This window comes from Yoonia maritima (assembly GCF_003003285.1).
GTDB lineage: Bacteria > Pseudomonadota > Alphaproteobacteria > Rhodobacterales > Rhodobacteraceae > Yoonia > Yoonia maritima.
The window spans coordinates 274,437-292,098 of record NZ_PVTP01000002.1; the positions used below are offsets into that span (position 1 = coordinate 274,437).

22 protein-coding genes and 1 other RNA gene are annotated in these 17,662 nt (G+C 55.5%); 12 read left to right on the forward strand and 11 right to left on the reverse strand.

Features of this window, described 5'->3' with window-relative positions; translation table 11 throughout:
• The first annotated feature begins 37 nt into the window (after positions 1–37).
• The gene (locus tag CLV80_RS03930; RefSeq protein WP_106355034.1) at positions 38–316 is read left to right on the forward strand and encodes a DUF3572 domain-containing protein; all 279 of its coding nucleotides are present in this window, start codon (positions 38–40) and stop codon (positions 314–316) included.
• 73 nt (positions 317–389) lie between these two features.
• Positions 390–1,088, forward strand: a complete 699-nt coding sequence (locus tag CLV80_RS03935) for an HAD family hydrolase (RefSeq protein ID WP_106355036.1) — start codon at positions 390–392, stop codon at positions 1,086–1,088.
• Here CLV80_RS03935 and CLV80_RS03940 read toward each other — a convergent pair.
• On the reverse strand, positions 1,085–2,089 hold the full coding sequence (locus tag CLV80_RS03940; RefSeq protein ID WP_106355038.1) for a zinc ABC transporter substrate-binding protein: 1,005 nt from the start codon (positions 2,087–2,089) through the stop codon (positions 1,085–1,087). The genes CLV80_RS03935 and CLV80_RS03940 overlap by 4 nt on opposite strands.
• A gap of 70 nt (positions 2,090–2,159) precedes the next feature.
• Here CLV80_RS03940 and CLV80_RS03945 point away from each other — a divergent pair, with 70 nt between their 5' ends.
• From CLV80_RS03945 to CLV80_RS03955, 3 genes are read left to right on the forward strand one after another with little or no spacing between them, the layout of a single operon-like run.
• Positions 2,160–2,645: a transcriptional repressor gene (locus tag CLV80_RS03945; RefSeq protein WP_106355041.1), complete on the forward strand. Its 486-nt coding sequence runs from the start codon at positions 2,160–2,162 to the stop codon at positions 2,643–2,645.
• Positions 2,642–3,394, forward strand: a complete 753-nt coding sequence (locus CLV80_RS03950) for an ATP-binding cassette domain-containing protein (protein WP_106355044.1) — start codon at positions 2,642–2,644, stop codon at positions 3,392–3,394. Before CLV80_RS03945 ends, CLV80_RS03950 begins: the two co-directional genes overlap by 4 nt.
• The gene (locus CLV80_RS03955; protein WP_106355047.1) at positions 3,395–4,183 is read left to right on the forward strand and encodes a metal ABC transporter permease; all 789 of its coding nucleotides are present in this window, start codon (positions 3,395–3,397) and stop codon (positions 4,181–4,183) included. It begins immediately after the preceding gene.
• On the opposite strand, the gene dtd is transcribed toward CLV80_RS03955, so the two are convergent.
• From dtd to CLV80_RS04005, 10 genes are all read right to left on the reverse strand, one after another.
• Positions 4,180–4,617, reverse strand: coding sequence for a D-aminoacyl-tRNA deacylase (gene dtd, locus CLV80_RS03960; protein WP_106355049.1), 438 nt, complete (start codon positions 4,615–4,617; stop codon positions 4,180–4,182). The two genes, CLV80_RS03955 and dtd, sit on opposite strands and share 4 nt — an antisense overlap.
• Positions 4,614–5,519 carry a carbohydrate kinase family protein gene (locus CLV80_RS03965; RefSeq protein ID WP_106355051.1) on the reverse strand — a complete coding sequence of 302 codons (906 nt, stop codon included), beginning with the start codon at positions 5,517–5,519 and terminating at the stop codon, positions 4,614–4,616. Before CLV80_RS03965 ends, dtd begins: the two co-directional genes overlap by 4 nt.
• A gap of 18 nt (positions 5,520–5,537) precedes the next feature.
• On the reverse strand, positions 5,538–6,641 hold the full coding sequence (locus CLV80_RS03970; protein WP_106355053.1) for a TFIIB-type zinc finger domain-containing protein: 1,104 nt from the start codon (positions 6,639–6,641) through the stop codon (positions 5,538–5,540).
• Between the two features lie 67 nt (positions 6,642–6,708).
• Complete coding sequence (locus CLV80_RS03975) at positions 6,709–7,821, reverse strand: SPFH domain-containing protein (protein WP_106355056.1); 1,113 nt, start codon at positions 7,819–7,821, stop codon at positions 6,709–6,711.
• A 27-nt stretch (positions 7,822–7,848) separates the two neighbouring features.
• The gene (locus tag CLV80_RS03980) at positions 7,849–8,814 is read right to left on the reverse strand and encodes a DUF2927 domain-containing protein (RefSeq protein WP_106355058.1); all 966 of its coding nucleotides are present in this window, start codon (positions 8,812–8,814) and stop codon (positions 7,849–7,851) included.
• 6 nt (positions 8,815–8,820) lie between these two features.
• A complete protein-coding gene (locus CLV80_RS03985) occupies positions 8,821–10,011 on the reverse strand; it encodes a toxic anion resistance protein (RefSeq protein WP_106355061.1) in 1,191 nt (396 codons plus the stop codon).
• On the reverse strand, positions 10,008–10,904 hold the full coding sequence (locus CLV80_RS03990; RefSeq protein ID WP_106355063.1) for a 5-bromo-4-chloroindolyl phosphate hydrolysis family protein: 897 nt from the start codon (positions 10,902–10,904) through the stop codon (positions 10,008–10,010). Before CLV80_RS03990 ends, CLV80_RS03985 begins: the two co-directional genes overlap by 4 nt.
• On the reverse strand, positions 10,904–11,107 hold the full coding sequence (locus CLV80_RS03995; RefSeq protein WP_106355066.1) for a hypothetical protein: 204 nt from the start codon (positions 11,105–11,107) through the stop codon (positions 10,904–10,906). Before CLV80_RS03995 ends, CLV80_RS03990 begins: the two co-directional genes overlap by 1 nt.
• Before the next feature lie 14 nt (positions 11,108–11,121).
• On the reverse strand, positions 11,122–11,940 hold the full coding sequence (locus CLV80_RS04000) for a TerC family protein (protein ID WP_106355069.1): 819 nt from the start codon (positions 11,938–11,940) through the stop codon (positions 11,122–11,124).
• 65 nt (positions 11,941–12,005) lie between these two features.
• Positions 12,006–12,806 (reverse strand): pseudouridine synthase, encoded by an 801-nt coding sequence (locus tag CLV80_RS04005; RefSeq protein ID WP_106355363.1) that lies wholly within the window; start codon positions 12,804–12,806, stop codon positions 12,006–12,008.
• A gap of 66 nt (positions 12,807–12,872) precedes the next feature.
• Between CLV80_RS04005 and CLV80_RS04010 the strand changes: the two genes are divergently transcribed.
• From CLV80_RS04010 to rnpB, 7 genes are all read left to right on the forward strand, one after another.
• Positions 12,873–13,331, forward strand: a complete 459-nt coding sequence (locus CLV80_RS04010) for a nucleoside deaminase (protein WP_106355072.1) — start codon at positions 12,873–12,875, stop codon at positions 13,329–13,331.
• Positions 13,328–13,978, forward strand: a complete 651-nt coding sequence (locus tag CLV80_RS04015) for a ceramidase domain-containing protein (protein ID WP_106355074.1) — start codon at positions 13,328–13,330, stop codon at positions 13,976–13,978. The genes CLV80_RS04010 and CLV80_RS04015 overlap by 4 nt, the downstream gene beginning before the upstream one ends.
• 39 nt (positions 13,979–14,017) lie before the next feature.
• Positions 14,018–14,305 carry an Asp-tRNA(Asn)/Glu-tRNA(Gln) amidotransferase subunit GatC gene (gene gatC, locus CLV80_RS04020; protein WP_106355076.1) on the forward strand — a complete coding sequence of 96 codons (288 nt, stop codon included), beginning with the start codon at positions 14,018–14,020 and terminating at the stop codon, positions 14,303–14,305.
• Positions 14,305–15,786 carry an Asp-tRNA(Asn)/Glu-tRNA(Gln) amidotransferase subunit GatA gene (gene gatA, locus CLV80_RS04025; RefSeq protein ID WP_106355079.1) on the forward strand — a complete coding sequence of 494 codons (1,482 nt, stop codon included), beginning with the start codon at positions 14,305–14,307 and terminating at the stop codon, positions 15,784–15,786. Before gatC ends, gatA begins: the two co-directional genes overlap by 1 nt.
• A 40-nt stretch (positions 15,787–15,826) precedes the next feature.
• Complete coding sequence (locus CLV80_RS04030) at positions 15,827–16,555, forward strand: hypothetical protein (RefSeq protein WP_106355082.1); 729 nt, start codon at positions 15,827–15,829, stop codon at positions 16,553–16,555.
• Positions 16,516–17,235: an N-acetylmuramoyl-L-alanine amidase gene (locus CLV80_RS04035; protein WP_511261307.1), complete on the forward strand. Its 720-nt coding sequence runs from the start codon at positions 16,516–16,518 to the stop codon at positions 17,233–17,235. The genes CLV80_RS04030 and CLV80_RS04035 overlap by 40 nt, the downstream gene beginning before the upstream one ends.
• Before the next feature lie 11 nt (positions 17,236–17,246).
• An RNA gene (gene rnpB / locus CLV80_RS04040) (RNase P RNA component class A) lies at positions 17,247–17,641 on the forward strand.
• Positions 17,642–17,662 lie beyond the last annotated feature (21 nt).

Consider the following 17,662-nt stretch of genomic DNA (forward strand, 5'->3'; position numbering starts at 1 on the left):
AGTTAAAAAACAGTTTCCGAAAACTTAAGGATCACTCATGGATCATGAACAAGCACAGGTAATCGCGCTGCAGGCATTGGCGTGGTTGGTCGGTAATGACGAACTTTGCCCCATATTTTTAGGCGCAACAGGCGGATCAGCCGATGATTTACGTGCAAAGGCCACAGAACCTGCGTTTTTGGCTGCGGTGCTTGAGTTCATTACGATGGACGATGCATGGGTTGTTGCGTTCTGTGACACGCTGGATCTGGCATATGATAAACCGCTGCGCGCGCGATACGCACTGCCGGGGGCAGAGGCGGTTCATTGGACTTGAGAGACCGAATACTTAATTGACATGACTTGTCTGCCGGGGTCGTCTGACGCCGCAACATAAAAAGGGTAGCAACGTGATCAAGGGCATCATTTTCGACAAAGACGGCACATTGTTCGATTTCAATGCGACATGGGGCGCATGGACCCGCCAAATGTTGGAGGCCGAAACGGGTGATGATCAAGCCCAGTTCGATGCGTTGACAGAGGTCTTGGGATATGACGCTTCGGCCAACCGTTTCTTTCCGGGAAGTGTTGTCATCGCGTCGACCGTTGATGTCGTCGCTGACCATATTCTGACGGTGCTGGGCGATGTATCAAAGGCTGATTTGTTATCGCGCATGAACGCTAGTGCTGCGCTGGTCGAACAGCAAGAGGCGGTGCCGCTCGTAGATTATTTTACCTCATTGGCAGAGATGAATTTGGTTCTTGGCATTGCGACTAACGATGCCGAAGCTCCGGCGTTGCGTCATCTAGAACGTGCCGGGGTGCGGTCCCATTTTGATTTCATTGCAGGATATGACAGTGGCCATGGCGCAAAGCCAGAGCCGGGGCAGTTGCACGCGTTTTGTGCCCAAACCGGACTAGGGACAGCGGAATGTGCGATGGTTGGCGATAGCACCCATGATCTGGACGCTGGGCGTGCAGCCGGGATGCTAACGATTGGCGTTTTAACGGGCCCTGCGCCGCAAGAGGAACTTGCGCCGCGTGCAGACGTCGTATTGCCCCATATCGGCGCGATCCCAGATTGGTTGCGCGCCGAAGGGTTGGTTTAGGATAGGCAGTCGATGAAAGCGGTCGTGAGTCCCAGAAGCAGCGCTTCATAAAGGTCTGCGCCGGGTGTCAGTGTCATCCCAAGCCCGTCAATTGTGTGAATTTTTGCGCCGCTGCCTTCGGTAATCACGGCTGTTGTGCGTGGGCTTATTTCGTTGTCGCTAAAGACACATTGTACCGTTCCGTCAGCGACCAGATCACGCAGTGAGGCAACCTGTGCGGGCCCTGGCGCACGTGCGTCGATTCCTGCGATCATATCGACAGGTTCCAACCCGTAGCGGTGTTCGAAATACTGGTAACCATCATGCGGCAGCATGTAGCCCGAGGTTGGGATGTGAGATAGGGCCGTTTCGACTTGCGTATCGAGTGCAGTCAGCCGCGTGACGGCAGCTTGGGCGTTGGCGTCATAGGTTGCCGCATTATCGGGGTCTGCCTTGCCAAGGTCGGCAGCAATAATTGCAACCCATTTTGCAGCAATTGTTGGATTTAACCATGCATGGGGGTCGACATCGCCGTGATCGTGAAGATCATGGTCCTCATGGTCCTCATGGTCCTCATGGTCCTCATGGTCCTCATGGTCCTCATGGTCCTCATGGTCCTCATGGTCCTCATGGTCCTCATGGTCCTCATGGTCCTCATGGTCCTCATGGTCCTCATGGTCCTCAGCACCACGTGGGGCCAGCTGTTCCCAGCCTTCTGTTGCTAGCAATTCAAGCTGAGCGGCGTTAGGCGCAAGCGTCGCTAGCGGTTCTTCTAACCATGGGGTTAAGCCTTCACCAACCCAGACGATCAAATCTGCGTTTGACAAGCGGCTTGCGTCACTCGGGCGGAGTGAAAAATCATGCGGGTCAGAACCCGGCGGTAGCAGTAAATCGGGGGTGCCAAGATCACCCATGACCTGTGCTGTAAGGCTATGAATAGGGGCAATATCGGTCATAACCTTTGGAACTTCGGCTAGGGCAGACAGTGGAAGCAGGCAGAGTGCAGTGCATGTGCGAATCATGATTAGGTCCTTGTCCTTTGATGACGGCACGGCTATATTGTGTATGTTATAACATCACAAGGTCAAATATATGCCCTCGGATACGCTTGGCTTTGAAAGCCATGATCACAGTAGCTGCGTTGTAGCTGCGCTTGAAACTGCTGAACGCCAGTGCAAGGAAAACAAAGCGCAGCTTACACCGGTTCGCAGGCGCGTGCTGGAGATTTTGCTGGAAAGCCATGCCGCGATGGGGGCCTATGACGTGTTGGCACGGCTTGATGCCGAAGGCCTTGGCTCTAAGCCGCCAGTGGCGTATCGCGCGTTGGGGTTTTTAGTAGATCAAGGATTTGTGCACCGGATTGAACGCCTGAACGCATTTATCGCCTGTACACATCCCGGTGCATCGCACGATCCCGCCTTTATGATTTGTCGCGAATGTGGCCTTGTTGCCGAAGCGCAAGCTGCGAATCTTGCCTTGCAGCAGGCTGCTGCCGACAGTGGCTTTCTTTTAGAACAGACAGTCATCGAAGCCGAAGGCCTGTGCCCTGCCTGCCAAGCCAAAGGTGCGACCGCATGAGCCTGATATCGGCAAAGAATATCGACTTTTCACATGGCGGGCAGCGGGTGCTCCAGGGCGTGAGCCTGTCGCTTGAACCCGGAGAAATCGTCACGATTGTTGGTCCCAACGGGTCCGGAAAATCAACAATGCTGCGGCTGTTGATCGGTGCGCTGAAACCACAAAAGGGCAGCGTGACACGTAAGCCCGGCTTGCGCGTTGGCTATGTGCCGCAAAAGCTGTATATCGATCCGACATTGCCGATTACGGTGGAGCGTTTTCTGAACCTGCCGCATCGTGTTGCCGCAAAAGATGCAGCTGCTGCACTCGAAACAGCAGGCGTGCCGGGCGTTGGCCAACGGCAGATGTCGCAACTGTCCGGCGGGCAGTTTCAACGTGTTCTGCTGGCGCGCGCAATTTTGGGCAAACCTGATGTGCTCATGCTGGACGAGGCGACACAAGGCTTGGATCAGCCAGGATCTGCATCGTTTTATCGCCAGATCGAATCCGTGCGCCGCGATCTGGGCTGTGCGGTACTGATGGTAAGCCATGAATTGCACGTCGTGATGAGCGCGTCCGACAGGGTGATCTGTTTGAACGGTCACGTTTGTTGTGAAGGCACCCCAGAGGTCGTTTCCGTGGCGCCTGCCTATCGCGAATTGTTCGGGACAGGTACGGGTGGTGCCTTGGCACTGTATCGCCACGAACACGACCATGGGCATGACCACGACCATGATCACCACCACCCTAAGCACGAGGCGGCAGAATAAATGTTAGACGATTTTTTGGTGCGCGCTGCCCTTGCCGGGGTTGGAACGGCGATTGCCGCAGGTCTTTTAGGGTGTTTCGTCGTTTGGCGACGGATGGCCTATTTTGGCGATGCAACGGCACATGCGGCTGTTCTGGGCGTGGCGCTTGCGCTGGGGTTTGGCACGTCGATCACCTTTGGCGTGGTTATTGTTGCGCTGGCAATGGCGGTCTTGATCCACGGCCTTAGCGGGCAGGGGGCGGCGATTGATACCATACTGGGTGTGCTTTCGCATGGGGCTTTGGCGCTTGGCCTTGTGGCCGTCACGATGATCCCCGGTCAACGCATCGATCTTGATGCCTATCTGTTCGGTGACGTTCTAAGCGTGACCCGGTTTGATTTAGCGATCATATGGGGCGGTAGCGCTGTCGTTGCAGCCGTGCTGTGGTGGCATTGGTCTGCGATGCTGACGGCGACCCTTAGCCCTGAACTTGCCTATGCGGCGGGCATTAACCCGCGCCGCGAACAATTGGTGCTGACGCTACTGCTGGCTGGCGTTGTAGCTGTTGCGATCAAAGTCGTTGGTGCGTTGCTGATCACCGCGCTGCTGATCATACCGGCTGCAACCGCCCGAGGGTTCGCCCGCACGCCAGAGCGCATGGCGCTGCTATCAGTAGGTGTCGGGGTATTGGCCGCGCTAGGCGGTTTACGCTTTGCGTTGATCTTTGATACGCCCGTGGGGCCTTCGGTGATATGTATGGCAGCCGCGCTGTTCGGGGTGGGAACCGTTGGTGCAAAACTAAGGGCTTAGACGTCCATCCAAATCGTAACCGGGCCGTCGTTTGTCAGGCTGACAGCCATGTCAGCCCCGAACTGCCCGGTTGCGGTTTCGATACCAAGCGCGCCAACATCAGCAATGAACTGTTCGTATAGCGCCTTGCCCTCGGCAGGTGGGGCCGCTGCTGAAAAACCGGGACGGTTACCGCGCGAAGTATCTGCGGCCAGTGTAAATTGGCTTACGATTAGCGCGGACCCCCCGGTATCAAGTAGGGATTTGTTCATCTTGCCTGCGTCATCAGTAAAGATACGCAGCTTGCTGATCTTCGCGGCGAGCTGTGCAGATTTCGCTGCGTCATCGCCCTGCATGGCGCAGATTAGGATCAGTGCACCATGGCTGATTTCACCAATCACTTGCCCGTCAACGCTGACGGATGCCTGCGTGACACGCTGAATTAATGCTCTCATAGTTCAGATGCCCAGGGCGGGTTTGCGCCTGCGCGGCTGACGGTAATCGCAGCAACGCGTGCGCCAAAGGCCGTGGCTGCGTTTAGATCGTCATGGGTTGCCTTGGTGATCGCTTCTTTCGTCAACAAGCCGCGCTTGTCCATTTCAGCAAGGAAACCAGCGCTAAATGTATCGCCTGCACCAACTGTATCAACAACAGTCGCTTTTTGGGCGGGCACGTCAAAGCTACCAGTGGCGGTGACCACTGTGACGCCTTCGCTACCACGTGTCAGCAGAACAATTTTCGCGCCTGTGCTGGCCAAAAGGGCCTGAGCATCAGTGTTTCCGGTGATCCACTCAAGGTCTTCGTCAGAGGTTTTGATAATGTCCGCAGCGCCCAACATACGGGTCAAACGGGCCCGATAGCTTTCTTCGTCGGTGATAAAACCGGGGCGAATATTCGGGTCGATCATTGTGACGCGGGTTGCGGCCTCGCGCAGCATCAACGCCTCATAGGCGGCACCGCAGGGTTCCACGACAAGGCTGATCCCACCAAAGAACAGTGCGTCTGGGCCGGACGCGGGCAGGTCATCAACAGACAGCATTCGTCCTGCGGTGTTTTCATCATAGAACGCATAAGACGCATGGCCGTCGGTCAACGTGACGAATGCCAGAGTGGTAGGACGATCCGAGATTGCAGCGGGGCTGCTATCGACGTTTGATTTCGCCAACTGATCGCGCAGGATGTCCCCGAACAGGTCAGAAGAAAGCCCCGAAAAGAACTGCACGGGCGTATCAAGCCGCCCCAGCGCGACCGCTGTGTTAAACACCGCCCCGCCAGCATGCGGTGCGAATGCGCTTTCGCCAGCTTCTGTTTGGCGTGGCAGCATATCAATAAGGGCTTCGCCGCAGCAGATGATCATGACAGTTCTCCGAAATACTTACTGGCTGTTAGCGATAACAAATCCAGCGATAAGCGCAAGGATCAGACCGATCAAAACTGCAAATGCGATCTTCCAAGCGGAATAAGGCCTCTCGCCCTGAACGCGGCCAGTCCGACCGTTCACGACAAACCGATAGGTTTTGCCCCGGTATTTATACGCAGCCAACCAAACAGGCAGCAGGATATGCTTAAAGGTCACGTCGCTGACATTGGTATCGACAGAGCTGATCCGTTGTTCGTCACCGCCGATGTCGTATTTCACGTCGCGCCGGATCATACGGTCCATATAGACGCGGGCTTCTTGAAACCCTTCGTCGAGTTCGACCTGATATCCTTCGGCGCGGAACCCGGCCAGATATTCAGGTTTGTAAGGTTCCAGTGCCGACAGGTCCCAAGGTTCTAGCCCATCAGTGTATCTCTTTGGCAGCGACTTTGAGGCAAGCACCAGCACATCATCAAAGAAACGTGCAACGCGCCCAGAAGCAGGCCGCCAACGGGTCTTGCGCACGCGTACTTGGGTACGCTTGCCGTCCCGCATCACGGTTTTTGTTTCATAGTAATGCGTGCCGCGCTGACCGCGATAGCTGCTTTTGGTGTCGGCATCGAATGTCCAGTAGGGAACGTAAATGCCGTTCATTTTGCGGCCCTTGCGGGCATATTCCATAAGGCCGTTTGGTGCGAACCAAAGGCTGCCCAGCCAATTCGTCAGCGCCCCGCGCGCGGACCCTTCGTCCAGATCGAATGGTAGCAAGCCACGGGGCTTGATATGTCGATGAGTGCCCGTATCGGTGACAACTGGTGTCGCACAAAACGGGCATTCTGCAGCGTGCACATCAGCGTCGAATTCTGTCTGCGCCCCACAGTTGGGGCAGGTGGTCACGCGGACTTCTTCGATTTCCTCGTTCGACAGCCGATGATCAAGGCCCGCCCGAAAGTCGAGTTCCTTGATGCCGCCAGCAACATGGCGCGAGCCTTCGATTGGCTCAACATTTCCGCAGTGGTCGCAGACCAGTTGGTGTTCGCCGGGATCAAAGCGCAGGTCGGACCCGCAGGTATTACACGGAAATCGGTGTTCGACTTCGGAGACGAGTTCAGCGGTCATGTGTGCACTTTGTGTCAAACGCAAAAAGGGAAAGGATGCGGCACGCTGAAACGTGCCACACTAAAGGTTAAGCGCCCGGTGGCGGTGGTGGCATGATCGTGAATAGCTGCGCAAGTTCAATGACTTCACCAGCCTGTAGCCAGCCATCTTGCCCTTGCGTCCAGACCATGCTGTCGCGAGAAAGCGTGCCTTCAGTCACCATGCGCCCCATGGCGGCCTTTGAAAACGGTCCCGTCACTTCGCCAGCGTTCGCAATGTGCCATACGTGTTCAACAGGTGGTGGTGGCGGAGGTGTAGCCGCTGCCGGTGCAGGCGCTGCACCCCAAGGCCCTTGTTGGGCCATTTGACCAGCCATAGCCATACCCATTCCAGCACCCAAACCTGCAGCCATACCGCCGCCAGCCGGGTTGTTTGCGGCAGCCGTCATTGCCTCGGCTGCGGAATACTGTGTGAATTTGCCCAGATCACCAGCTAGCCCCATGGACGTGCGTTTATCCAATGCGGCCTCGACCGCAGGGGGAAGGCTGATGTTTTCGATATAAAGTTCTGGGATAGACAGACCGTATTGTTTCATGGTGCCGTCGATCGCGGATGCAATCAGCTTGCCCAGATCAGCAGTGTTGGCGGCCATGTCCAGAACGGGAATGCCGGATGATGCGATCACGCGGCTGAATTCCTGAACGATGATGTTGCGGATTTGATAACTGATTTCATCCATTGTGAATTCGCCATCGGTACCGACGATTTCACGCAAGAACACAGCCGGATCACTGACCTTAACCGTATAGGTGCCATAAGCACGCAGGCGTGTTGGCCCGAACTCTGGATCACGCAACATGATTGGGTTTTTGGTACCCCATTTCAGGTCAGAAAAACGAGTAGTGTTGACGTAGTAGATTTCTGACTTGAATGGGCTATCAAACCCATGATCCCAATGTTGCAGGGTGGTCATGATGGGCATGTTGTTGGTTTCAAGCATATAAAGCCCCGGCGTGAATACGTCTGCCATTTGGCCTTCGTGCACGAATACTGCCGCCTGACCTTCGCGAACCGTCAGTTTGGCGCCGTATTTGATCTCGTGGTCTTCACGTTCAAACCGCCAGACCATCGTGTCGCGGGTGTTGTCGGTCCAGTGAATAACGTCGATGAATTCGCCGGTAAGAAAATCGAAAATGCCCATTTACGTGGCCTCCGTAGTTATAACAGTTCAGCTTGCCCCTTGTGCCATCAGGTCACGTGCGATGAGCCGTGCGATGGGGGCAGCAGTTGCGGGGTCCATGCCTGTTTCTAGACGTGGATCATATAGCATTTGCAGAAGCAATTCGTCATGCGTTGTCAGCAGCGCAAATTCTTCGTCATCGTTAAAGATCGAGGGGCGCGCGCCGGGGCTATCGTTGGCAAGACCCATACCTTGTGCCAATTCTTCGTGGATGCAGGCGCTACGCATGAGGTTCGGGTGTTCGGCGCGGATCACGGCGATTGCTTTGGTATAGCTAGAGTGACCGGGCACAAAGGTCCCGATGACAACACAAAGCTGATCTCGAGGCAGATTAACAAACGCCCGCACCGTCGCATCCGAGATCGTAGGGATCAGCTCGCGTAGTTTCGGTTCGAAAGCGCGGCGGTCGTCCTCGCCCAGAAATAGGACATGGTAATTGGGGTTGGTATTATCAAAGGTTATCGGCACCCCAGTCAGCCGCGATAGTCGCGCAGCATATGTCTGAACGCTTGCCTTATCTTGATCACGCTGGGCGTAGGGCACCGTGCTGCCGAATTCGACCGACATCCGAATGGGTTGATCCCAACGCCGCAACTTAGAAACTGTGCTGTGGGCGTTCCGAAAATCGCTGTCGTCACGGTATTCGTTGAACAGGGCGATACGTACGAAATCGCGGGCCAGCTGTGTATCCGTGAATTGGGTGTCGGGGCCGCCCCCATCACCGCGCAATAGGCCCTGCGTCAGAAGATCATTTTGCAGGCGCTTATAGTAGGTTGTCAATTGCTTGCTGGCTTCGCTTGGTTCGACAACCTTTGGCGGCGCAACAGGTGTCACTACTTCGGGTGCCGGTTGTTCGGGAATTTCAGGTGGGGGTGGGGCAAATGCCGTGCATCCGGCCGTGCCCGCCAAAGTGACGAGCAAGCCGAAACACTGCAATTTGCCCCCAAACCCCATGTTTTCTTAGCTATTGACCGAGGTGCCAACCACGTCGCCAGTGCCAGTTGCCTTTGCTTTGGCTGCGGCGAGCGTGTCTTTCAGCTCAGTTTCCATCTTCTGCATCTCAACTTCGGCTTCCGCACGCTTGCGTTTGCCTTCGTCTGCGATCTCTAAGCTTTCGTTGATTGTCGCGATCAGGTTGGCGTTGGCCTCTTTGACGGCGTCAATGTCGAACACACCGCGTTCCATTTCTTCGCGGATGGTGCGGTTGGCCTGGCGCAGGTTCTTAGCGTTGGCGGTCAACAGTTCGTTGGTCAGATCGTTTGCATCGCGCACGGCTTCTGCGGCCTCGGATGAACGCTGGATCGTGACGGCTTGTGCCAGCTGTGTTTCCCAAAGCGGTACAGTGTTCACGAGGGTCGAATTGATCTTGGTGACCAGCGATTTGTCATTTTCCTGAACCAAGCGGATAGATGGCAAGGACTGCATCGTCACCTGACGTGTCAGTTTCAGATCGTGCACACGGCGTTCCAGATCGTCACGTGCAGAACGGATGTCGCGCAGTTCTTGCGCTTTCATCACGGCCTGATCTTCTGGGGCTGCCTGCACTTCAGCTTCTTTCGCTGGGATGGTTGTGGCGTCTAGATCAGCGATCTTGGCCTCACCAGCAGCGATATACAGCGCCAATTCGTCATAGAATTGCAGCGTTTTGTCATAAAGCACATCGAGGCTTTCGATGTCTTTTAGCAGGATATGTTCGTGGCCAAGCAGATCATCAGTGATGTGGTCGATCTGACCTTGGACATCTTCGAAACGGGCAACGAATTTCGCCATTGGCGCCGCGCGGCCCAATAGTTTTTCCCACCAGCTACGCTTGCGACGCACGTCCAGTTCAGAGATCGAGAAGCCGCGGATCGTTGTCACGATGTTGCGCAGGCTGTCACCAGCAGGGCCGACATCTTTGTTACGTACACCGGCTAGCATTTCTTGGCTGATGACTTGCAGTTCAGCCTGTGCCGAAGAACCAAACGACACGATAGAATTGGTGTCAGTCACATCAATTTCCGCGATGCGTTTGGTAATTTCAGCGCTGGTTGGTGCGTCGGCTTGTTCAAGCGTCACCAGTTCGCCTTTTGGTTCAGGCAGAACGACGGCTGTCACTTTCGCCACTTCTTCGAGTGCCGCTTCGGCCTTTTGGCGGGTAATCTCGGTCATTCGTCATTTCCTTTCGGTTTCAAGCTGACGCCTTCGCGTTGGAGGCGGTCACGCAATACGTTAATTTCAATATCCATGTCGCTACGGTCATCCAGCATCATCTTGTCCGTGCGCGCGGCAAAGTTTTGTTCCAGATCATCCAACAGCGCCTCATAGTTTGAACGGGCGCTTTCGTCTTTTTTGCGCTGGTACAGGTCGACAAATTTGGTTGTCGCGTCGCGGGCCCCTTGCAAATAAACGCCAAGGAACTTGCGTGCGCCGGTTAGATCGCGTGGGTCTTCTTCTACAGTGCGGATCATTTTGCGGGCGACAGTTTGGAATGTCGCGACGCGCATTGTGAGCTTACGGTCGTTCAAAATGTCGATCTGGCCGCGCATGGCTTCTAGGTGTGCTTCGGCCTTGTCCACGACGCGGGCAACGCGATCTTGTTGGAAATCGTCGATGCCTTCCATTCGTTTGTCCGCGAGCGGATCAATCCCAAAGGCCGCAACATGCAGGCCAAGTGCCGCAGCACCGTATAAAACCGAACCGATAACTCCGGTGTCGCCTGTATAAGCGGCAATTGCGACCCCGATCCCGGTCAGCAGTGATGCCATCATCTTGCGTGGCAATGCAGGGCGGCGGGCGACCTTGCGGGCGTTATATGCAGCCTCAGCGACGAGCCCCTCTTGGAGCAGCCAAGCCGCAAGGGTCAGAATGCCGCCACCGACGAGCGCGGCTACTAATGTCGCCGGACCGTCGTTGATTGAAGTTAGAACCAGCATAACTGCCGGAACATATAATATCCGGGCAGGGGACCTAGCCGCGCGGGCCCCTCTGATATCAAGAACGGCCTCGCGCGGGGCATTATTCGTGCCGTCAGGGCTATATTTTCCGCCAAATCGCTTTGCCATCAAGAGGCCCCTAACATGCCAGAAGTGATACCAAACATGAGAATGACGAGAACAATATAACTGATCCGCTTGAATGTTTGCGGCATCTGGTCTTCTTCCTTTCCTTGGGCCCATAGGGCCACCGCCTGCACTGTTCCTAGCAGCGCCAATCCAGCAATCGCGAGGATTGCGAGAAGGGCGATAGCAAGGAACAAGCGGGCCATTGCATTGCTCCGGCTTAGTGTTTCTGCTCAGCGTGGCGCTGTGCACTGAGTTTGCGGCTGTAGCCCGACTGGATGATTTCGACAGCAACTAGCACGACGACAGAGAAGTAGAATGTAGACTTAGACATTGGGATGATATCCTTGCCAAAGACCTTGATGTTCAACGTGTCGTCGTGAACGGCGTGGGCTGCGGCTGGGCCAGCTTCGCCCAAAAGAACGACTCCAACGATCAGCAAGATAAACAGGCCAAGCACCTCGTACATACGGTTCTTTTCCAAGAAACGCGTCACGCCATCAGCCAGCAGCAACATCGCAAGGCCAGAAAGAATGATCGCGAAAGCAAGAATTGGGAACACATCCGTAATCGCCAGCGCCGAAAGCACCGAGTCAAACGAGAAGATCAGGTTCATGATGACGATCAATATGACAACCTGAGCAGCTGATTTTCCTGATTTTCCATGAACGTCATGGCCTAGGTTATCCATCGACAGCATGTGCGCGATTTCTTTCACCGCTGTGTACATGATGAAGATACCACCAATGACAAACACGATGGTCGCAAAGTTAACGCCGCCTTCAAGCACACCAGCCCAGTCCATGATAAAGAAGGGTTCGGACAATGCATCAATCAGCTTGATCATCGTGAACAGCAGCACCACGCGCAGCGCGACAGCAATCATGATACCCCAAGTGCGTACCGATTTTTGCTGCGCTACCGGGGCGCGTTGGCTCTCGATTGAGATATAAAGAAGGTTATCAAAGCCCAGAACAGCCTGCAAAAAGCAAAGCATGAGCAAATTAGTTGCGTTTTCGAGCGTCAGCAGGTCGGCCAAAGCGAATTCCCCCAGAAAGTTTTGTTACTTTTACCATGCACAACGCAAAGTAACAGAACAAGGGTTCAACTGCGCCGTTTTTTCCCCGCGCTAGGCCGGTTTACCGGTTTTCGAACGCGCGTTGGTGTTGGTTTGTTTGACAGCCCCAGCTGATCGCGGACCACGCGCTGTTTTACTTCTTCGACTTCGCCCGCCTTCAGCTCGCCCAGTTGAAACGGACCATAGCTGACGCGGATCAGCCGGTTCACGGTCACGCCGATTGCTTCCATCGTGCGGCGAATCTCGCGGTTTTTGCCTTCGCGGATGGATACAGTCAGCCATGCGTTCGCGCCTTGTTGGCGGTCAAAGGTAACGATCATCGGTTGGTACTTAACACCATCAACCTCAATGCCGGCGCGCAGTTGATCTAGCTTCGCTTCGCTTGCGCTGCCTTTGATCCGTACGCGGTAACGGCGCAACCATCCGGTTGACGGCAGTTCCAGCTTGCGTTTGACGCCGCCGTCGTTGGTCAGCAGCATCAGGCCTTCGGAATTCAAATCAAGGCGGCCAATCGACATTACCCGGGGCATATCTTCGGGCAGGGCACCAAAAACAGTCGGGCGGTCGCGTTCGTCGCGTTCCGTCGTCACAAGGCCGGTAGGCTTGTGGTACAGCCAAATGCGTGGCGGTTCTGGTTCGCCCACCAATTTGCCATCAGCCGTGATCTTGTCACTTGCGGTTACGTTCAACGCAGGGCTGTCGATTATCTTGCCGTTCACGGTCACGCGGCCGTCGGCAATCATACGCTCGGCCTCGCGGCGGCTTGCAATGCCAGCGCGGGAAAGGACTTTGGCGATGCGATCGCCCGAAGGTGTGTCATTAGTCATATCTATGCCCATAGCTGCTTTGATCGCCCCTTGCCAGTGGGTGCTTGGTCGGGGCATCACATTCACATGAATTTTCGTAGCTACATGAAGATTGCCCTTGCCGAGGCACGATCTGCCGCTGAGCGTGGTGAGGTGCCCGTGGGTGCTGTTATCGTGGGTCCAGATGGTGTGATTGCACAAGCAGGCAACCGCACACGCGAATTGAATGATCCAACGGCCCATGCCGAGATGCTTGCGATCCGGGCGGCTTGCGCTGCCTTAGGCCAAGAGCGACTGACGGGGTTTGACCTCTATGTAACCTTAGAGCCGTGTCCGATGTGTGCTGCAGCAATCAGTAACGCGCGGATCGCGCGACTGTATTACGGTGCTGCTGATCCTAAGTCTGGCGGTGTCGGGCAGGGGCCGCGCGTATTCTCGCACCCGCAGTGCCATCACAAGCCAGAGGTCTATGACAGAATCGCAGCACGGGAATCGGAGGATCTCTTGATGGATTTTTTCGCGGCACGACGCGTACCCGTTAAGTGAATTGGCTTGCGCAAATCGATGGGTATTGTGAACGCACCGATGCGGCCTATTGGTCCGAGCCGATAAACGCGCTTACGAACCTCGCCTTTGTTATTGGCGCCGCAATGATGTGGCGGCGAACGAAAGACCAGCCATTGGCGCGCGCGCTTTGCGTGATTTTGGCATTGATCGGGATTGGGAGTTATCTGTTTCATACCCATGCCACGGCTTGGGCGGCGCTTGCGGACGTCGCGCCGATTGGCGTGTTTATCTTGGTATACCTGTTTGCGGTGCATCGCGATGTCTTGGGATTTGAGCCGCGCATCGCAATGTTCGCGACAGCACTGTTTGTACCGTATGCCGCGATCACCGTTCCGGTTCTGAATGCGATCCCATTTGTCAGGATCTCCAATTTCTATTGGACGGTTCCGATTTTGTTATTTGCTTATGCCTTCGCACTGCGAAAGCGTTTGCCGGATACCGCCAAAGGGTTTGCAATTGGCTGCGCATTGCTTTGTTTGTCTATCGCGTTGCGTTCGCTTGATGAATTCTTATGCGCCGCTTTCCCAATTGGGACCCATTTTATGTGGCATTGCCTGAATGCCGCAATGTTGACGTGGATGATTCACGTTTACAGCCGCCATATGCTTGCGACCCGCAGTTTGTAGCGGTAAACGCGGGTGAAAGATTTACCGGAGACGCGTTCCATGTCGATTGACACAGAAACCGCCCGCCGCGTGGCGAAACTCGCCCGCATTAAGGTGGAAGACGATGCCCTGCCTGCTTTGGCCGCTGAATTCAGCGCGATCCTTGGCTTTATCGAGCAACTGAATGAAGTCGATGTCGAAGGCGTAGAGCCGATGACATCTGTCACTCCGCAGCGCCTAAAGCGCCGTGAAGATGTTGTTACTGATGGCGATCAACAAGAAGCAGTTCTAAAGAACGCTCCTGATGCCCGCGAAGGGTTCTTTGCCGTGCCGAAGGTGGTTGAATAATGACTGATCTAACAAAACTGACCATTGCGCAGGCCCGTGACGCAATGCGCAAGGGTGACACATCCAGCGCTGAGATCACGGCCACTTGTCTGACGGCGATCGAAGATGCGGGTGCCCTGAACGCATTTGTGCACAAGACGCCAGAAATTGCGACCGAACAGGCCGCTGCAGCTGATGCGCGTATCAAAGCAGGCGATGCGCCAGCAATGTGTGGTATCCCGCTGGGTATCAAGGATCTATTTTGTACCAAAGGTGTGCCTTCGCAAGCTGCGTCACGCATCCTTGAAGGGTTCAAACCTGAATACGAATCGACCGTCACAACACAGTTGTTTGATGCCGGCGCAGTGATGCTGGGCAAGCTGAACATGGATGAGTTCGCGATGGGTTCGTCAAACGAGACGTCTGTCTATGGCGACGCCGTAAACCCATGGAAGGTGGACGACCGCAACCTGACACCCGGTGGATCATCCGGTGGTTCGGCTAGCGCGGTTGCTGCTGACCTTTGCCTTGCGGCCACGGGTACAGACACCGGCGGTTCAATCCGTCAGCCTGCCGCCTTCACTGGTATTACTGGTTTGAAGCCAACTTATGGCCGCGTGTCACGTTGGGGCGTTGTCGCCTTTGCGTCGTCGCTTGATCAGGCTGGCCCAATGACCAAAGACGTGCGCGATGCGGCTATCATGCTGCAAGCCATGTGTGGTCACGACCCAAAAGACAGCACGAGCGCCGATTTGGCTGTGCCCGATTTTGAGGCTGCCTTGACTGGCGACATCAAAGGCAAAGTCATTGGTATTCCCAAAGAATACCGTATGGATGGTATGCCCGCAGAGATCGCGAAGCTTTGGGAAGACGGCACTGCCATGCTTAAAGACGCGGGCGCTGTGATCAAAGATATCAGCCTGCCGCACACGAAATACGCTTTGCCAGCATACTATGTGATCGCCCCAGCAGAGGCATCGTCAAACCTTGCCCGCTATGACGGCGTTCGTTTTGGTCACCGCGCGAAACTAGACGCAGGCGATGGCATCACTGAAATGTACGAAAAGACCCGCGCCGAAGGCTTTGGTCACGAAGTACAGCGCCGTGTGATGGTCGGTACATATGTGTTGTCCGCTGGTTTCTATGATGCATATTATAACCGCGCCCGCCGCGTGCGTGCGTTGATCAAGCGCGACTTTGACAATGTGTTTGCTGACGGTGTCGATGCGATTCTGACGCCAACGACGCCTTCGGCTGCGTTTGGTTTGGGTGAAATGACGGATGCTGATCCGATTCAGATGTATCTGAACGACGTGTTTACCGTCACTGTGAACCTTGCTGGTCTACCCGGCATTGCTGTGCCAACAGGCACTGATGCCAGTGGCTTGCCGCTTGGTTTGCAGTTGATTGGGCGTCCGTGGGAAGAGGCCGATCTGCTGAATGTGGCCTATAGCCTAGAGCAAACAGCGGGTTTTGTAGCCAAACCGACCAAGTGGTGGTAATTATCTTCAAAAGAAGATGTTGAGTAGCAGGTGATCATCGATGAAATTTAGCTATGGTATTGCGCTAAGCATTCTGGCGTTGGGCGCTTGCGCGACAACAGATGCGCAACGTGCGCGTGGCGTTGGTTTTGATGATTACTCTAACTACGAACTGGAGCGCGCGCGTCGCGAGGCGGCGTTAACGTCGTCGCAGACGTCAATTATTCCACCCGCAAAGGTGAATTCGGTTGTACGTAACGACCCTGCACCTCTGCCCGGCACCCAAGCGATTGCTTCTTCTGAGCTTGCCAATGCGGGTATTGGACAGGCGCAACCGAGCCAGACTGACCGTGAACCGCTGTCGGCGCTAAAGCCAGCCGCTGTTGAGGCAAACAACATCAGTATCTCTGATGAGCAGAACTTTGATGCGGTGTCTGGTCGCGAAACAATCGAAAGCGATGCTGCGCGGCGTGCTGCACAAGCAGCCGCACGCGAACAGGTCGCGCCAACAGCAGTGCCAGATCGCCCGTCCAATACTGGACCAAACATCGTTGAATACGCGGTGAATGCGCCAAACGTGAAAGGGCAGGAATGGTATAGCCGTTCGCTGTTGTCCACACAGGGGCGCTATCAACGAAATTGTGCAACCTATGCAACGCCAGACGATGCGCAGCGCGACTTTCTTTCGCGGGGCGGGCCAGAACGAGATCGTCGCGGGATTGATCCCGATGGTGACGGATTCGCCTGTGGATGGGACCCTGCACCGTTCAAGATGGCATTCGGCAACTGAAACTGACCACATATAATTCGCCCAACTGTGGGCCTCGGCGTGGTGTTACACAGCCTGATATGGTTGTGCTGCATTATACTGCGATGCAATCGGCAGCTGCTGCACGCGATACGTTGTGTAATCCTGCCAACGAAGTGTCCGCGCATTACCTGATTGCAGAAAGCGGCGAAGTGATGTCGCTTGTGCCAGAGGCGCTGCGCGCGTGGCATGCCGGGGCAGGGCGCTGGGGGGCGGTCACAGACGTGAATAGTCACTCTATCGGGATAGAGATTGCCAATGATGGTTTTAGCCCCTTTGCAGCCCCGCAAATGGATGCGCTGGCCGATCTGCTGAAAGGCATCAATGCACGCTGGGGCATCCGCCCAGAACGTGTCATCGGGCATTCGGACATGGCGCCGGGGCGCAAGATTGATCCGGGCGCGCGATTCGACTGGCGTCGGCTTGCGCGGATGGGGTTCGCAGTTTGGCCCGAAGAGGTTGCGTCAGAGAACCCTGAGTTCTTTGCACCGCGCATGCGATCCTTTGGATATACGGCCACGGATGATGCTGATTTGCTGCTATCGGTGTTTCGGATGCGATTCCGTCCTTGGGCTACGGGCCCACTTGATGAAACTGATGCTGGCATGATCACCGATCTCGCGCGCCGTTTCCCCGTTGACGTGAACGCCGCGAGCACCTAACTGCGTTATGCGCGGATGGCTGGATGGCCGCGGGCGGTAACGTCCGAGGAAAGTCCGGACTCCAAAAAGCACGGTGCCGGGTAACGCCCGGCGGGGGTAACCCTAGGGAAAGCGCCACAGAGAACAGACTGCCTTGGTCGCATCTATGGTGCGCATTCGTCAAAGCCAAGGTTAAGGTGAAACGGTGGGGTAAGAGCCCACCGCGCGAGCGGCAACGTAAGCGGCACGGCAAGCCCCACCGGGAGCAATGCCAAATAGGGACTACGCGCCGTAAGGCAGGGATGCTTGAGCCCGAGTAGTCCGGGTTGGCAGCTAGAGACCGTCTGGTAACAGGCGGTGTAGATGAATGGTCATCCATTTGGGGTAACCCAAAGGACAAGATCCGGCTTATAGGCCGTCCGCGCAAATCATCTGATCTACATTGGAC

Coding starts and splice junctions, on each gene's coding strand:
- CLV80_RS03930 (WP_106355034.1), top strand. CDS start 38: ATGGATCATGAACAAGCACAGGTAATCGCGCTGCAGGCATTGGCGTGG.
- CLV80_RS03940 (WP_106355038.1), bottom strand. CDS start 2,089: ATGATTCGCACATGCACTGCACTCTGCCTGCTTCCACTGTCTGCCCTA.
- CLV80_RS03945 (WP_106355041.1), top strand. CDS start 2,160: ATGCCCTCGGATACGCTTGGCTTTGAAAGCCATGATCACAGTAGCTGC.
- CLV80_RS03950 (WP_106355044.1), top strand. CDS start 2,642: ATGAGCCTGATATCGGCAAAGAATATCGACTTTTCACATGGCGGGCAG.
- CLV80_RS03955 (WP_106355047.1), top strand. CDS start 3,395: ATGTTAGACGATTTTTTGGTGCGCGCTGCCCTTGCCGGGGTTGGAACG.
- dtd (WP_106355049.1), bottom strand. CDS start 4,617: ATGAGAGCATTAATTCAGCGTGTCACGCAGGCATCCGTCAGCGTTGAC.
- CLV80_RS03965 (WP_106355051.1), bottom strand. CDS start 5,519: ATGATCATCTGCTGCGGCGAAGCCCTTATTGATATGCTGCCACGCCAA.
- CLV80_RS03970 (WP_106355053.1), bottom strand. CDS start 6,641: ATGACCGCTGAACTCGTCTCCGAAGTCGAACACCGATTTCCGTGTAAT.
- CLV80_RS03975 (WP_106355056.1), bottom strand. CDS start 7,821: ATGGGCATTTTCGATTTTCTTACCGGCGAATTCATCGACGTTATTCAC.
- CLV80_RS03980 (WP_106355058.1), bottom strand. CDS start 8,814: ATGGGGTTTGGGGGCAAATTGCAGTGTTTCGGCTTGCTCGTCACTTTG.
- CLV80_RS03985 (WP_106355061.1), bottom strand. CDS start 10,011: ATGACCGAGATTACCCGCCAAAAGGCCGAAGCGGCACTCGAAGAAGTG.
- CLV80_RS03990 (WP_106355063.1), bottom strand. CDS start 10,904: ATGGCAAAGCGATTTGGCGGAAAATATAGCCCTGACGGCACGAATAAT.
- CLV80_RS03995 (WP_106355066.1), bottom strand. CDS start 11,107: ATGGCCCGCTTGTTCCTTGCTATCGCCCTTCTCGCAATCCTCGCGATT.
- CLV80_RS04005 (WP_106355363.1), bottom strand. CDS start 12,806: ATGACTAATGACACACCTTCGGGCGATCGCATCGCCAAAGTCCTTTCC.
- CLV80_RS04010 (WP_106355072.1), top strand. CDS start 12,873: ATGAATTTTCGTAGCTACATGAAGATTGCCCTTGCCGAGGCACGATCT.
- gatC (WP_106355076.1), top strand. CDS start 14,018: ATGTCGATTGACACAGAAACCGCCCGCCGCGTGGCGAAACTCGCCCGC.
- gatA (WP_106355079.1), top strand. CDS start 14,305: ATGACTGATCTAACAAAACTGACCATTGCGCAGGCCCGTGACGCAATG.
- CLV80_RS04030 (WP_106355082.1), top strand. CDS start 15,827: ATGAAATTTAGCTATGGTATTGCGCTAAGCATTCTGGCGTTGGGCGCT.
- CLV80_RS04035 (WP_511261307.1), top strand. CDS start 16,516: ATGGGACCCTGCACCGTTCAAGATGGCATTCGGCAACTGAAACTGACC.